This is a genomic window from Plantactinospora sp. ZYX-F-223, from assembly GCF_039649625.1.
Lineage (GTDB): Bacteria > Actinomycetota > Actinomycetes > Mycobacteriales > Micromonosporaceae > Plantactinospora.
In genome coordinates this window covers 40,423-54,084 of the sequence record NZ_JBDJAV010000046.1, presented here as the reverse complement: position 1 = coordinate 54,084, position 13,662 = coordinate 40,423, and the positions used below count along the sequence as shown (strand labels likewise).

The following is a 13,662-nucleotide window of genomic DNA, read 5'->3' as shown; positions in this document are numbered from 1 at the left end:
TTCGGACACTAGGCGCCTCCAGATCCCGTCCCGGTACGGTCGCCGTCCCCGCCGGCCGTGAAGGTCAACCAACTCACCGTAGCGCCGGGGGCGTCGAACAGCACATACAGGTCCCGTACCCCGGTCGCCGCACCGTGCCAGTGGCCGGTCACCTCCCGGGCCGGCTGCCGGTCCGGGGTGGCGGCCCCGTTCGGCGGCGCACCGGCGCCCGGCTCCGGCGCGCCGGTGCCGGTGGGTGGGACGGCGATGGTGCCGGCGACCGGGCCCCGGACCGGATCGTCAAGCCGGAGTACGAGTTCGGCGCCGTCCGGCAGCGGTCGCCGGCCACCCACCCGGGCGGCCACGCCGCCTACCCCGGCACCGAAGTCGACCCGGGAGAACCGGATCCAGCCACCGGCCTCCCGGGCGACCACGGCGGCACCGTCCGGTCCGTCCGGCAGCGGCTCGGTGCCGGCGTACTCGTCGTGGTCGGCCGCCCAGAGTGGACCCGCCAGCGGTTGGCGGGGGCGCACCGGCTCGCCGTGCACCGCCAGGGTGGTGGTCAGCACCAGGTCGGCACTGGACCGGCCGACCGCGACGGTGTGCCGGGCGTCCTCCACCACGTACCGGCCCCGGGTCACGTCCCAGTGCGCCAACTCGCTGGCGCGCAGCCGGAGCCGCACCGTGGTCTGCGCGCCCGGGGCCAGGCTCACCCGGGCGAAGCCGCGGAGCTGGCGCAGCGGCTGCTTCACCCGGGACCGCCGCTGCCTGGTGTAGAGCTGGACCACCTCGTCGCCCGGTCGCGAACCGACGTTGGCCACCCGCACGCTGACCTCGATCTCTCCGGCCGCGTCCACCTCGTCCGCGCTCAGCCGCAGGTCAGAGTAGGCGAATTCGGCGTAGCTCAGCCCGTGGCCGAACGGGTAGAGCGGGGTGCCCCGATGGTAGAGGTACGTAGTGTCGGTGGCTATCACGTCGTAGTCGAACAGGTCGGGCAGCTCGGCCGCGTCGTGGTACCAGGTCTGGGTCAACCGGCCACCCGGATCGGCGTCCCCGGCGAGCACGGCCGCCAGCGCGGCGCCGTACTCCTGGCCGCCGTGCGCCGACCACAGGATCGCCGGCAGATGCTCGTCGGCCCAGTTCAACGCGTACGGATAGCTGCTGCTGACCACCAGCACGGTACGCGGGTTGGCCGCGTACACCGCCCGGAGCAGTGCCTCCTGAGCGCTCGGCAGCGCCAGGTCGGCCCGGTCCTCGGTCTCCCGGCCGCAGACCATCGGGTGGTTGCCGAGCACCACCACGGCTACGTCGGCGTCCCGGGCCAGCGCCGCCGCCTCGGCCGCACCGTCGGCGACGAGCTCGACGGTGAAGCCGGTGCCGTCGACCGGGTCCACCGCGTCGGCCCGGAGCACACCGTCCGGGCCGACCCGGACGTACCGCCGGCTGGCCAGGTGGAGCAGCACGGGGTCGCCGGTCTCCCGGTCGACCAGCCGGAACGTCTCCCGGACCACCCAGCCGCCCGGGCCGGGGCGGTCGTTGAGCAGCGGACCACCCTCCTCGCCGGCGCCGACGTGCCGGCCGTTCGCCACGCTGCGCAGCGCGACGACGTCCTGGCCCCAGTCGAAGACCTCGAACCAGCCGTCTCGGGGCACTGTCCCGGCCCCACCCGGCGCCGCCCCGCCGTCACCATCCACCGGCCCGACTCCGCCGTCCGAGGCGGCGCCGTCCGGCGCCGTCACCGGGCGGACCTGGTCGACCCGCAGGGTGGCGCCCTCCGGGTCACCGGCGGCCCGGACGTAGCCGTCGGCGGTCCGCAGCGCGATCCGGTCCGCCCCGCTGTGCTGCGTCGTGCTCGCCGGGGCGAACCGGGCGGCCAGGCCGTCGCGGGCGGTGATCGCGTACGGCAGGGTGCCGCTGTACCAGTCCTCGTAGAGCGTGTCGGCCAGCGGCCCGAGTACGGCCAGCCGGCCGATCCGGCCCGGATCCAGCGGCAGCAGTGCCCCGGTGCCGGGCCGGGCCACGTTGCGGAGCAGCACCAGCGACTGCCGGGCGGCCTCCCGGGCCAGCTCCTGGTGCGCCGGGCAGTTGATCACGTCCGAGGTGATCGCGGTGTACGGGTTCCGCTCGGGCGGGTCGAAGTCGCCGAGCCGGAACCGGAGGGTGAGGATCCGCCGGACCGCCGTGTCCAGGTCGGACTCGTCGAGCAGTCCGCGCCGCAGCGCCTCGGTCAGCCGCGCGATCGTCGGCCCGGAGTCCTCGCTGTCCTCGGTGAAGCTGTCGATGCCGGCCCGCAGCGCGGCGGCGTAACCGCTGGGATGGTCGGGGTGGTAGCCCTGGGCGCCGGCGATGTTGGAGATGGCACCGGCGTCGCTGACGACCAGGATCTCGTCGCTGGTCCAGCGGCGCAGTTCGGTGTCGATCAACGGGCTCAGGTGCGCCGGCCGACCGTTGACCAGGTTGTACGACGCCATCACGGCCACCGCCGCCCCGGTGGCGATGGGCGCCCGGAACGCGGGCAGTTCGTATTCGTACAGCACCCGGGGCGGCAGGTTGCTCGACGTGGTGCACCGGTCGGTCTCGTTGTTGTAGCCGAGGAAGTGCTTCAACGTCGGTGCGGTCTTCAGGTAGTCGGGGTGGTCGCCGCGCAACCCCCGGGCGTACGCGGTGCCGAGCCAGCTGGTCAGCCAGGGATCCTCGGCGTAGCCCTCCTCGTTGCGGCCCCACCGGGGGTCGCGGAGCGGGTTGACCACCGGCGCCCAGACGTTCAGCCCGACCCGGGTCGGGTCCTTGTGGTGCAGGCCCCGCACCTCGTCGCCGACCGCCGCGCCGACGGCCCGGATCAGTTCGGGGTTCCAGGTGCTGCCCAGACCGAGCGCCTGCGGGAAGACGGTGGCCGGGCCGAGCCAGGCCAGCCCGTGCAACGCCTCGGTGCCGGTGCGGAACGCCGGCAGCCCGAGCCGGGGCACCGGAGCCTGGTGCTGGTGCAGCAACGCGGTCTTCTCCGCCCGGCCGAGCCGGCCGAGCAGGTCGGCGACCCGTACGTCGAGCGGCTGGTCAGGGTCGCGGAACGTCGTGTCGGTCATGGTCGATCACCTTCCATGATCTTCGACTAGCGCTGCGCGGCGGTGGAGGCCGGGGTGGTGGCGACAGTCGAAGCGCTTCGAGCAAGCGGGACGGGATGGAGCGGGCGGGTGCCCGGCCGTCAGCCCGGGAAGCTCGAAGCGCTTCGACGACCGGGGAAAAAGTACTCCACCGTGGATAGCGGTTTCCCGCTGGTCACGAGGGAGCATTTCGAGGCTTCCACCAGCCGCCGTACCGGTCAAGGGGTTGTGTCGAACGGATTGGTAGGTATCGGTTTCCATCGGTCCCGCCGGACCGGCCGGTCATGCCGTCGTGGCTGCTCGGGACGGTACGGGCCGGCGCGGTCCCGGTCGGCTCCGCGCCTGGCGTGGCGTGCCGCCGTGGACGCGGCCGTCCGGTGTGGTCGGTCCGGTCAGCGCTGCCCGGCCGGTTGCCGGGGCGCGTCGGACGGCCGTGGATCTTGCGGAGCGGGCGCCTGCGGGCCGGACGTGGCCGTCCCGGCGCTCGCCTCCGGCTCCGGATCGCCAGGTGTGGTGCTGGATCGGGTGGGCGTCTTCCGGGAGACCCGGGCGGACGGGCCGGCATCCCGGGCGGTGCCCTGGGCCGGGTCGCGGAGCGGTAGCCGGCCGGCGTCGACGGTCTCCAGGGTCCGGGCCGCCCCGCCGGCCGCCGCCGCGCCGGTGCCGAGGGCCGAGGCGAGCAGCCGGGCCCCGCCGGCCTCCGGAGCCAGCGTGTGGGCGTGTAGTTCGGCCTCGGCGGCGGGCAGCAGCCACGGCGCCAGCGTCGCGAAGTAGCCGCCGAGCAGCACGACCTCGGGGTTGACCAGGTTCGCCAGCAGGGCGACGGCCCGGCCCAGGTGCCGGCCGGTCTCGGCGAGCGCGTCGAGGGTGGCCCGGTCACCCCGGCGGGCCTTCGTCCGGATCCGGTCCACCTCGGGGGCGAAGTCGGTGACCGGGCCGTCCTCGGCCGCGTCCGGCAGCGCCCGCCGGATCAACGCCGGGATGCCGGCCACCACCTCCAGGCAGCCGCGTCGGCCACACGGGCAGAGTGGACCGTCCGCGACGACCGGTACGTGACCCAGCTCACCGGCGAACCCGCGCCCGCCGCGCAGCAGCCGGCCGTCGGCCACCACGCCCGCGCCGAGCCCGGCGCCGCCGGTCAGGTGCACCAGGTTGGCGGTGCCGGCGTACGGGCCGTGCCGGTATTCGGCGAGGGCGGCGAGGTTGGCGTCGTTGTCCACCACCACCTCGTAGCCGGGATCGCGCAGGGCGCGCCGCAGATCGGCACCGAGTGGTAGGTCGCGCCAGCCGAGCGTGGTGGCGAGCCGGACGGTGCCGCTGGGGTCCACCAGGCCGGGGACGGCGACGGTGAGGCCGAGCACCTCGCGCCCCTGGTTGCCGACCCGGTTGACGGCCCGGCCGGCGAGCGCCGCGATGGCGCTGACCGCCCGGCCGGGGGAGGCGGACGAGCCGTCGAAGGCGCGCCGCCAGGAGAGCAGTTCGGTGCCGGCGAGGTCGACGGCGACCACGGTCAGCTCGTCGATGCTCACCTCGATGCCGATCGCCGCGTACGGGGCGCCGTCGACCACCAGCATCGTCGCGGGGCGGCCGATCCGGTTCTCGGCCAGCCCGGTCTCCCGGACCAGGCGCCGGTCGAGCAGTTCGGCGACCAGGCTGGAGACGGTCGCCTTGTTCAGCCCGGTCGAGGCGGCGATGTCGGCGCGGGAACAGGGTGCGTGTGCCCGGACGAAGCGCAGCACGACGGCAAGGTTCGTGGCCCGTACGTCGGCGAGATCGGCCGGCTGTGGCCCGGTCTGCGTCGTGAACAAGATCAGCCCCGCTCCTCGCGTGTCGGTCTCCGGGCCCGGTGTCACGCCGGTTGCCGACGGCGCGCCCATCATGCCGCACCGCCACGCACGGGCCACGCTCGCCCGTCGCGCCATGATTCCGGTGTCTTGTGGCACCGGTCACCGTCGATTACTTTTGTTTAGTCACCCGACTAACTAACTCTACCCCATACCCACCCAGCAACCGAACGGGTTCGTCCGCCGCGTGCCACGCGGGTCGCCGACCCGGACGGTGATATCGAAGGGAGCGCCCCCCGTGGAACCATCCGGCCCGGGCAGCGCCACCAACCGTAGGAACTTCCTGAGCCTGGTGGGCCTCGGTGCCGCGGCGACCGTCGGCAGTGGCCTGCTCGCCGGCTGCGGCGGCGAGGTCGCCTCCACCAGCGACGCGCAGAACCTCGACAAGCTCGCCGGCCTGCTGCCCAACCAGAAGGAGCTGCCGCCCGGCATCCCCAAGCCGAGCATCGTCGGCACCCGCCCGGTGCCGGACGGCTACACCGAGTTCCCGAGCACCCTGGTCGACGCCATCACCGACAAGCCCGGCACCAGCGGCCAGCGGATCAACGCGATGACCCCGGCCTGGGGGCCGGCCCCGCCCGGGCTCGGCCAGAGCCAGTACCTGGCGGCGGTCAACGCGGAACTGGGCGTCGAGGTCAACTTCAGCGTCCAGGACGGCAACCTCTACGCCGACAAGCTCAACGCCATGCTCGGCGCCCGGGACGTGCCGGACCTGCTCTGCGTACCGGAGTGGGAGGTCTCCAAGCTGCCGCGGTTCGCCGACGCGACCGCCGCGCTCTTCGAGGACCTCACCGACTACCTCAAGGGAGCCGGGATCGACCCGTACCCGATGCTGGCCACCTTCCCGGTCGGGGCCTGGCGGCACGCGTTCTGGAACGAGCGGCTGATGGCGGTGCCCTGCCCGAAGGACGGGCCGTTCCCGTGGGCGCTCTTCTACCGCAAGGACCTGCTCGACGCGGCCGGTCTCGGCTATCCGAAGACGATCGACGAACTCTTCGAGGTCGGCAAGAAGGTGACCGACCCCGGCAAGGGGGTCTGGGCGTTCAACGACATCTTCGCGATGGTCCAGATGTTCCACAAGGTGCCGGGCACCGACGACGGCTGGCGGCTGAAGCCGGACGGCACGCCGGAGTTCAAGTACGAGACGCCGGAATACAAGCAGTCCGTCGAGTTCATGGCCAAGGTCTACCAGGCCGGCCTGGTCCACCCGGACCTGGTGGCCAGCAAGGGCGCCGACTCCAAGCAGTTGATCGCGGGCGGCAAGATTATGTTCTTCCAGGACGGCCCGGGCGCCTGGCAGGTGATGCAGGCCGAGCAGCAGCGGATCACCCCCGGCTTCAACATCCAGCCCGTGCCGATCTTCTCGGCCACCGGCGGCGACCCGCTGGTCTGGGGCGACGACAACCCGATCTCGTACACCTTCATCAAGAAGGGGCTGGGCAAGGCCCGGGTGGAGGAACTGCTGCGGGTGATCAACTGGTGCTCGGCGCCGTTCGGCACCAGGGAGTTCGACCTGCGTGAGTACGGGGTGGAGGGCACGCACCACAACCGGACCGCGACCGGCCCGGTCAAGACCGACCTCGGCTTCAAGGAGATCCAGAACCAGTACTTCTTCATCAGCGGGCGCAGCCCGGTGGTGCAGCCGTTCCCGCAGACCCCGAACTACGTCCGGGACATGCTCACCTACTCCAACGAGATGGTGAAGTACCTGGAGAAGGACCCCTGGTCGGGGTTGAAGCTGGAGATGCCGGCCCGGTTCAAGGCGAGCCTCACCCCGACCGACGACAAGGTGACCGACCTGCTGCGCGGCCGCCGGCCGATCAGCGACCTGGAGACGATCGTCGCGGAGTGGCGCAACGGCGGCGGTGACGAGGCCCGGGAGTTCCGCGCCAAGGCGCTGGCCGACGCCGGACGATGAGTACCCGCGAAACGGCCCGGCCGGGTGGCGCCGGCGAGGACCGGAGCCGGCAGCCCGGCGGGTACGCCCCGGTGACTCCGCAGGCCGGCGGCCGGGCGGGCGAGCCGAGTGCCCTCGTCGAACCCACCGTCGCGCCGACCCGGCCCGGCGAGGATCCGCGGAGCGGGCCGGAGCAACCCCGGGACAGCCCCGCAGCAGCCGTACCCGCCTCCGGCGGTCCGGGCCGGACGGGTAGCGGGCCGGTGCGGCACGGGCGGAAGCGGCGTCGCGAGCGGGCGCCGCTGCGGGCCCGGCTGCGTCGGGACTGGCCGCTGCTGGTGATGGTCGCCCCGGCCGCGCTGCTGCTGCTGGTCTTCCACTACCTGCCGACGCTCGGCAACGTCGTCGCGTTCCAGGACTACAACCCGTACGCCGGGGACAGCCCGCTGCAGGCGTTCCTGCACAGTCCGTGGATCGGGACGACCCACTTCGAGACGCTCTTCGGCGACCCGGCGTTCTGGGACGCGCTGCGCAACACCCTGGCGATCACCGCGTTCCAGCTCGTCTTCTACTTCCCGCTGCCGATCATGCTGGCGATCATGCTGCACAACATCCTCTCCCCGAGGCTGCGGGGTTTCGTGCAGACCGTCGTCTATCTGCCGCACTTCTTCAGCTGGGTGCTGGTGGTCACGTTCTTCGTGCAGATGTTCGGCGGGGCCGGGCTGCTCGCCCAGGAGATGCGTGACGTCGGGCTCGAACCCTGGAACATCATGTCCAACCCGGACACCTTCATCGTGCTGGTCACCGCCGAGACGGTGTGGAAGGACGTCGGTTGGGGCACCATCGTCTTCCTCGCCGCGCTCTCCACCATCGACCCGCACCTCTACGAGGCGTCCGCGGTCGACGGTGCGAGCCGGTGGAAGCGGCTCTGGCACGTGACGCTGCCCGGGTTGCGGCCGGTGATCGTACTGCTGCTGATCCTGCGGCTCGGTGACGCGCTCTCGGTCGGCTTCGAGCAGTTCATGCTGCAACGCGACGCGGTGGGACGGCAGGCCGCCGAGGTGCTGGACACCTTCGTCTACTTCAACTCCATCACCACCGGCAACTACGGCTACGGGGCGGCGGCGGGGCTCTTCAAGGCCGTGGTCGGGCTGGTCCTGATCCTGGCGGCCAACCGGTTCGCCCACGCCCTCGGCGAGCGGGGAGTGTATTCGCGATCATGACTGTGACAGATCCCCTGCGGACGGCTCCACCGCACCGGCACCGGGGGCGGAACCAACGACCGGCCTGGGAGGAGAAGCCGAGCGCGGTCGGCCAGGTCTTCCGGGGCGGCGTGCTCACCGGTGTGGTGCTGGCGGTGCTGATCCCGCTCTGGGTGGTGCTGGTGACGAGCCTGGCGTCCCGGGAGACGATCAACGAGGCGGGCGGGTTGGTGGTGGTGCCGAGGGAGATCGACTTCTCGGCGTACCGGGCGATCTTCTCCGGCGGGTTGGTCACCCAGGCACTCTGGACCAGCACGCTGGTCACCATCGCCGGTACGGCGGTGAGCCTGGTGCTGACCGTGCTGGCCGCGTACGGGTTGTCCCGGCCCGGCTCGGTCGGGCACCGGGGGCTGCTCTTCTACTTCCTGCTGACGTTTTTGATCTATCCCGGCATGGTGCCGAGCTATCTGGTGGTCACCGCGCTCGGGCTGAAGGACCAGATCTGGGCGCTGGTGCTGCCCACCGCGATCAGCGTCTTCAACCTGGTGGTGGTGCGGGCGTTCTTCCAGAACATCCCGACCGAACTGCTGGACAGCGCCCGGATCGACGGCGCCGGCGAGTTCCGGATCCTGGCCCGGATCGTGCTCCCGCTCTCCCGGGCGGTGATCGCGGTGGTCGGGCTCTTCTACGCGGTCGGCTACTGGAACGTCTGGTTCAACGCCCTGCTCTACATCGACGACAACTCGAAGTTCCCGATCCAGCGGGTGTTGCAGAGTTTCATCCTGGCCGGCCAGTCGCCGAACAACGCCGGCACGCTCGGTGTCTCGATGCCGCCGACGCTGGCCATCAAGATGGCCGTGGTGGTGGTCACGGTCTCGCCGATCGTCCTGGTCTATCCGTTCGTGCAGCGCCACTTCGTCAAGGGCGTGATCATCGGGGCGGTGAAGGGCTGACTCGGGTCGCCGGGAGTGACCAGAGGAGCCGGAGTGCCAGAAGTGTGACTTGTAGTAGACGATCCGTAACGGACCGGATTGATATGCTGGTCGGCATGACCGCCATGGCCCCGACCCGTACCGTCCCGGACGTCTCCTTCCTGCTCGATCGCACCAGCCACGTGCTGCGCACCCGGATGGCCGCGGCGCTGGCCGAGATCGGGCTGACCGCCCGGATGCACTGCGTGCTGGTGCACGCCATGGGGGAGGAGCGGACCCAGGCCCAGCTCGCCGAGATCGGTGACATGGACAAGACGACCATGGTGGTCACGGTCGACGCGCTGGAGGCGGCGGGTCTGGCGCAGCGGCGGCCGTCCGGTACGGACCGGCGGGCCAGGATCATCGCGGTCACCGCCGAGGGAGCCCGGGTCGCGGCGGAGAGTCAGGCGATCGTGGACCGGGTGCACGCGGAGGTGCTGGCGACGCTCGGCGAGCGGGACCGGGAGGTCTTCCTGCGGGTGATGGAGGGCCTGGTCACGGGCCATCTGGCCGAGCCGGTCGAGACCCCTGGACCGGTACGCCGGGCCCGGCAGCGCGAGAGCTAGATCCCAAACAGATAGTCTGCAACAAAACTATCTGCTACGGTCCCTCCTGTCGGCATCACTGACAGGAGGACGACGTGTCCCAGACTTCCGCGCCCCGCGCCGCCACCGGCACCGCCCCGGCGACGGCCGAGCCGCCGGTCACCGGCGGACCCGCGTCCCGGCGGCGGTGGCTTGCCCTCGGAGTGATCGCCTCGGGGACGTTGATGACCATCCTCGACGGCAGCATCGTGACCGTGGCGATGCCGGCCATCCAGCAGGACCTGGGCTTCTCCGCCGCCGGCCTGAGCTGGGTGGTCAACGCCTACCTGCTCGCCTTCGGCAGCCTGCTGCTGCTCGCCGGCCGGCTCGGCGACCTGTTCGGCCGCAAGAGGATGTTCCTGGCCGGCACGGCCCTCTTCACCGGCGCGTCGGTGCTGGCCGGAGTGGCCGGCTCGCCGGCCGTGCTGATCGCCGCCCGCTTCCTCCAGGGCGTCGGCAGCGCGGCGGCGACCGCGGTCGCGCTGGGCATCCTGGTGACGCTCTTCGTCGAACCCCGGGAGCGGGCCCGGGCCATCGCGGTGTTCGCCTTCACCGGTGCCGCCGGCGCCTCGCTCGGCTCGGTGCTCGGCGGGGTACTCACCGACCTGCTCAATTGGCAGTGGATCTTCTTCATCAACCTGCCGATCGGGCTGGCGGCGCTGGCGATCGCCCGGCCCGCACTGCCGGCGGACCGGGGACTCGGCCGGGCGGCCGGCGCCGACGTCCTCGGCGCTCTGCTGGTCACCGCCGGCCTGGGGCTGGGCCTGCACACCGTGGTCAGCGTCGAGTCGCGCGGCTGGACCTCGCCGGCCACCCTGGGCTTCGGTGCAATCGCCGTACTGCTGCTCGCCGCGTTCGTCGCCCGGCAGGCCACCGCGGTCAGCCCGCTGATGCCGCTGCGGATCCTCCGGCCCCGCAACGTCGCCGGGGCCAACCTGGTGCAGGTGCTGATGGTCGCGGCGTGCTTCGCGTTCCAGGTGCTGGTCGCGCTCTACCTCCAGCAGGTGCTCGGCTACGGCGCCGCCGGGACGGGGCTGGCGATGCTGCCGGCGGCGGTGACGATCGGCGCGGTCTCGCTCGGCGTCTCGGCCCGGCTCAGCGCCCGGTTCGGCGAGCGGAACGTGCTGCTCGCCGGGCTGGCGCTGCTGGTCGGGGTGCTCGGGCTGCTCACCCGGGTCCCGGTGCGGGCCGACTATCTCACCGATCTGCTGCCGGTGATGCTGCTGACCGCGGGCTTCGGGCTCGCCCTGCCGGCGCTGACCAGCCTCGGCATGTCCGGCGCCCGGTCGGACGACGCCGGGCTGGCCTCCGGACTCTTCAACACCACCCAGCAACTCGGGATGGCGGTCGGGGTCGCGGTGCTCGCCACGCTGGCCGCCGGGCGTACCGAAGAATTGCTGGCGGCCGGCGCGAGCCAGCCGGCCGCGCTGACCGGCGGGTTCCGGCTGGCCTTCGCGGTCGCCACCGGGCTGCTGGTCGCCGCGTTCGCCGTCGCGTTCACGGTGCTGCGCCAGCCCGCCCGGCGCTGACCTGCGGCGGTCACCTGAAGGGGGACGGGGCGCCCCCCACCTGGGCACCCCGCCCCGACCTTCAACCCCGCACGGTGGGTAGTCCGTCCAGCGGCACCGCGCTCGTCGCGGTGCCGCCCAGCAGTAGCCGCCCGGGCAGCCGGGCGCCGTCGACCGGGGCGAGGGCGACGCCGCTGACCGGGAGCGGTCCGTCGACCTCCACCCGGAACTCGTCGCCCGAGCGGCTGGCCCGGATCGTGGTGTCGCCGTCGACGTCGTGCACCACCGTGCTGGCGTCGGTGGCGCCGAAGCTCAGCACGGTGACGTCGGAGAACGCTCCGTCGCCGACCCGGTCGGCCGGCGGCATCACCGGGATCAGCGCGCCGTACCGGACGAAGAGCGGGATCTGCCCGAGCGGCCGGTGCACCCGCAGGTGCCGGCCACCGGCGTGCACCTCGCCGGTCCAGAAGTCCACCCAGTCGCCGGCCGGCAGATAGAGGTGCCGCCGGTTCTCCGGACTGGTCATCGGCGCCACCAGCAGGTCCGGGCCGAGCCGGTACTCCAGCTCCGCCGTCCAGGCGGCCGGGTCGTCGGGGGAGTCCACCAGCAGGGCCCGCATCATCGGGGCACCGGTCCGGGCCGAGGTCACCGCGGCCGAGTAGAGGTACGGCATCAGCCGGTAGCGCAGCCGCAGCGCCTCGACCGTGAGCCGTTCGGCCTCGGCCGGGAAGTCCCAGGGCAGCCTGCTGGTGGTGCCGTGGAACCGGACCAGCGGGGAGAGCGCCCCGAACTGCGCCCAGCGTACGTAGAGGTCCGGCGTCGGCGTGCCGTGGAACCCGCCGCTGTCGTGGCTCCAGAACGGCACCCCGGACAGGCCGTGGCTCAGCCCGCCGCGCAGCGTACTGGCCAGTGCCGGGTACGTCGCGTTCACGTCACCGCTCCACTGTGCCGCGTGCCGCTGCCCACCCAGGTACGACGACCGGGCCCACACCGTGCCGTGCCCGGCCACCTCGCGGGTGACCTTGACCACGACATCGTTGAAGAGCAGCGCGTAGACGTTGTGCAGCTCGACGCCGGTCATCCCGTTGTGCGCCACCGCGTCCGCCGGTACTCCCTCGGCGAAGTCGGTCTTGAACACGCTGGCGCCCTGCTCCAGCAGCGGCCGGAGCAGCCCGGTGAACCAGTCGACCGCGGCCGGGTTGGTGAAGTCCACGATCCCGCCGGCCGGGTGGCTGCCGTGCCAGGTGTCGGCGACGTAGACCGAGCCGTCGGCCCGGCGCAGGAAGTAGCCGGCCTCGGCCGCCTCGGCGTACAGCGGGCTGCCGGTCATCACGTACGGGTTCATCCAGAGGCTGACCTTGAAGCCCTGTCCGGCCAGCTCGGCCAGCATGCCGGCCGGGTCGGGGAACTGCTCGGCGTCCCAGCGCAGGTCCGACCAGGCGCCGGCGACCTGCCAGTAGCAGTCCAGGTGCAGCACGTCGCAGGGGATGCCGCGCTCGCGGATCCGCCGGGCCCGGTCCAGCACCCGCCGCTGGCTGTCCCGGAAGAAGCCGGAGGAGATCCAGGCGCCGAACGCCCACTTCGGCGGCAGCGCCGGCCGGCTGGTCAGCCGGTCGTACCGGTCCAGGATCTGCGTCGGGGTGGGCCCGGCGATCACGTAGTAGTCGATCAGGTCGTCCGGTACCAGGATCTGCACGCAACTGTGCGTGGACTGGCACATGTCGAACTCGACCGGCATGCCGCTGTCCACCAGCACCCCGTAGCCCCGGTCGGAGAGGTAGAGCGGGATGTTCTTGTGCGAGCGGTCCGACTCGCTGCCGAAGGCGTCGAAGTTCCACATCAGCGCCCGCTGGCCGCGCTTGTCCAGCGGGGTGAACTTCTCGCCGAGCCCGACGAACCGCTCGTCGCCGGGGGTCACGAAGCTCTCGTGGTACGCCGCGACCGCGCCGTCGACAAGTGAGCGGCCGAACGGCAGCGTGCGCAGCCGGCCGCTGATGTCCTGCTCACCCCGGCTCTGGCTGACCAGCACCGCGCCGGTCGGGTCGACGAAGCGCAGGTGCCACGGGTCGAGGCTCAGCTCGGCGACCACCGCTCCGGCATCGACGCGGACCCGGTCGCCGTCGACGCGGACCTCGGCCCGGTGCGCCTGGGGATGTACCAGGGGCAGTGCCCGGCTGGCCCGGCCCCGGGCGAGCGGGTCCTCGCTGAGGCGTACCCGGATGACGCCCTCGGCGGCGGCGGTGATCCGGACCGCGAGCGAGCCGCCGTCCGAGGTGGCCGCCTTGAGAGTCACGCCCTGGCCGTCCGTGCTCAGCACCTCGGCCCGGTGAAGCGCGGAGAGCCCGTGCTCGCCCGGCGCCCGGACCGGCAGGTCGGGCGGATCGGCGACGAACGTCTCGTGCGGCACCAGGGGCGGGCGGTACGGCATGCGGTCTCCTCGGCTCCCGGGACGCGGGTCCCGCACCGCCGACGGTGCCGGCCGGCGCATGGACTCCCCTTAGTTTCTTTGGTAACCCAACAAACTGTCAACGGCACGATCGCGGTCGATGCGTCAGGCCGGCCGCCAGCAGGAGGAG

At 72.4% G+C, this 13,662-nt stretch carries 8 protein-coding genes; 5 read left to right on the top strand and 3 right to left on the bottom strand.

Features of this window, described 5'->3' with window-relative positions:
* Positions 1-8: 8 nt before the first annotated feature.
* Both AAH979_RS34170 and AAH979_RS34165 read right to left on the bottom strand, forming a co-directional pair.
* Positions 9-3,062 carry a glycoside hydrolase family 3 C-terminal domain-containing protein gene (locus tag AAH979_RS34170; RefSeq protein WP_346262261.1) on the bottom strand — a complete coding sequence of 1,018 codons (3,054 nt, stop codon included), beginning with the start codon at positions 3,060-3,062 and terminating at the stop codon, positions 9-11.
* A gap of 410 nt (positions 3,063-3,472) precedes the next feature.
* A complete protein-coding gene (locus AAH979_RS34165; RefSeq protein ID WP_346262260.1) occupies positions 3,473-4,888 on the bottom strand; it encodes an ROK family transcriptional regulator in 1,416 nt (471 codons plus the stop codon).
* 274 nt (positions 4,889-5,162) lie between these two features.
* On the opposite strand from AAH979_RS34165, the gene AAH979_RS34160 reads away from it, so the two are divergent.
* The 5 genes from AAH979_RS34160 (at position 5,163) to AAH979_RS34140 (ending at position 11,107) form a co-directional block, all read left to right on the top strand.
* Entirely contained in the window at positions 5,163-6,842 is a 1,680-nt protein-coding gene (locus tag AAH979_RS34160; RefSeq protein ID WP_346262259.1) for an extracellular solute-binding protein, read from the top strand.
* Positions 6,839-8,044, top strand: coding sequence for an ABC transporter permease subunit (locus AAH979_RS34155; protein WP_346262258.1), 1,206 nt, complete (start codon positions 6,839-6,841; stop codon positions 8,042-8,044). The genes AAH979_RS34160 and AAH979_RS34155 overlap by 4 nt, the downstream gene beginning before the upstream one ends.
* Positions 8,041-8,976: a carbohydrate ABC transporter permease gene (locus tag AAH979_RS34150; protein ID WP_346262257.1), complete on the top strand. Its 936-nt coding sequence runs from the start codon at positions 8,041-8,043 to the stop codon at positions 8,974-8,976. Before AAH979_RS34155 ends, AAH979_RS34150 begins: the two co-directional genes overlap by 4 nt.
* 95 nt (positions 8,977-9,071) lie before the next feature.
* Positions 9,072-9,560 carry a MarR family winged helix-turn-helix transcriptional regulator gene (locus AAH979_RS34145; RefSeq protein WP_346262256.1) on the top strand — a complete coding sequence of 163 codons (489 nt, stop codon included), beginning with the start codon at positions 9,072-9,074 and terminating at the stop codon, positions 9,558-9,560.
* Positions 9,561-9,634: 74 nt separating this feature from the next.
* Complete coding sequence (locus AAH979_RS34140) at positions 9,635-11,107, top strand: DHA2 family efflux MFS transporter permease subunit (protein WP_346262255.1); 1,473 nt, start codon at positions 9,635-9,637, stop codon at positions 11,105-11,107.
* A 61-nt stretch (positions 11,108-11,168) separates the two neighbouring features.
* Here the strand turns inward: AAH979_RS34140 and AAH979_RS34135 are convergent, their stop codons facing one another.
* Entirely contained in the window at positions 11,169-13,514 is a 2,346-nt protein-coding gene (locus AAH979_RS34135) for a TIM-barrel domain-containing protein (protein ID WP_346262254.1), read from the bottom strand.
* Positions 13,515-13,662 lie beyond the last annotated feature (148 nt).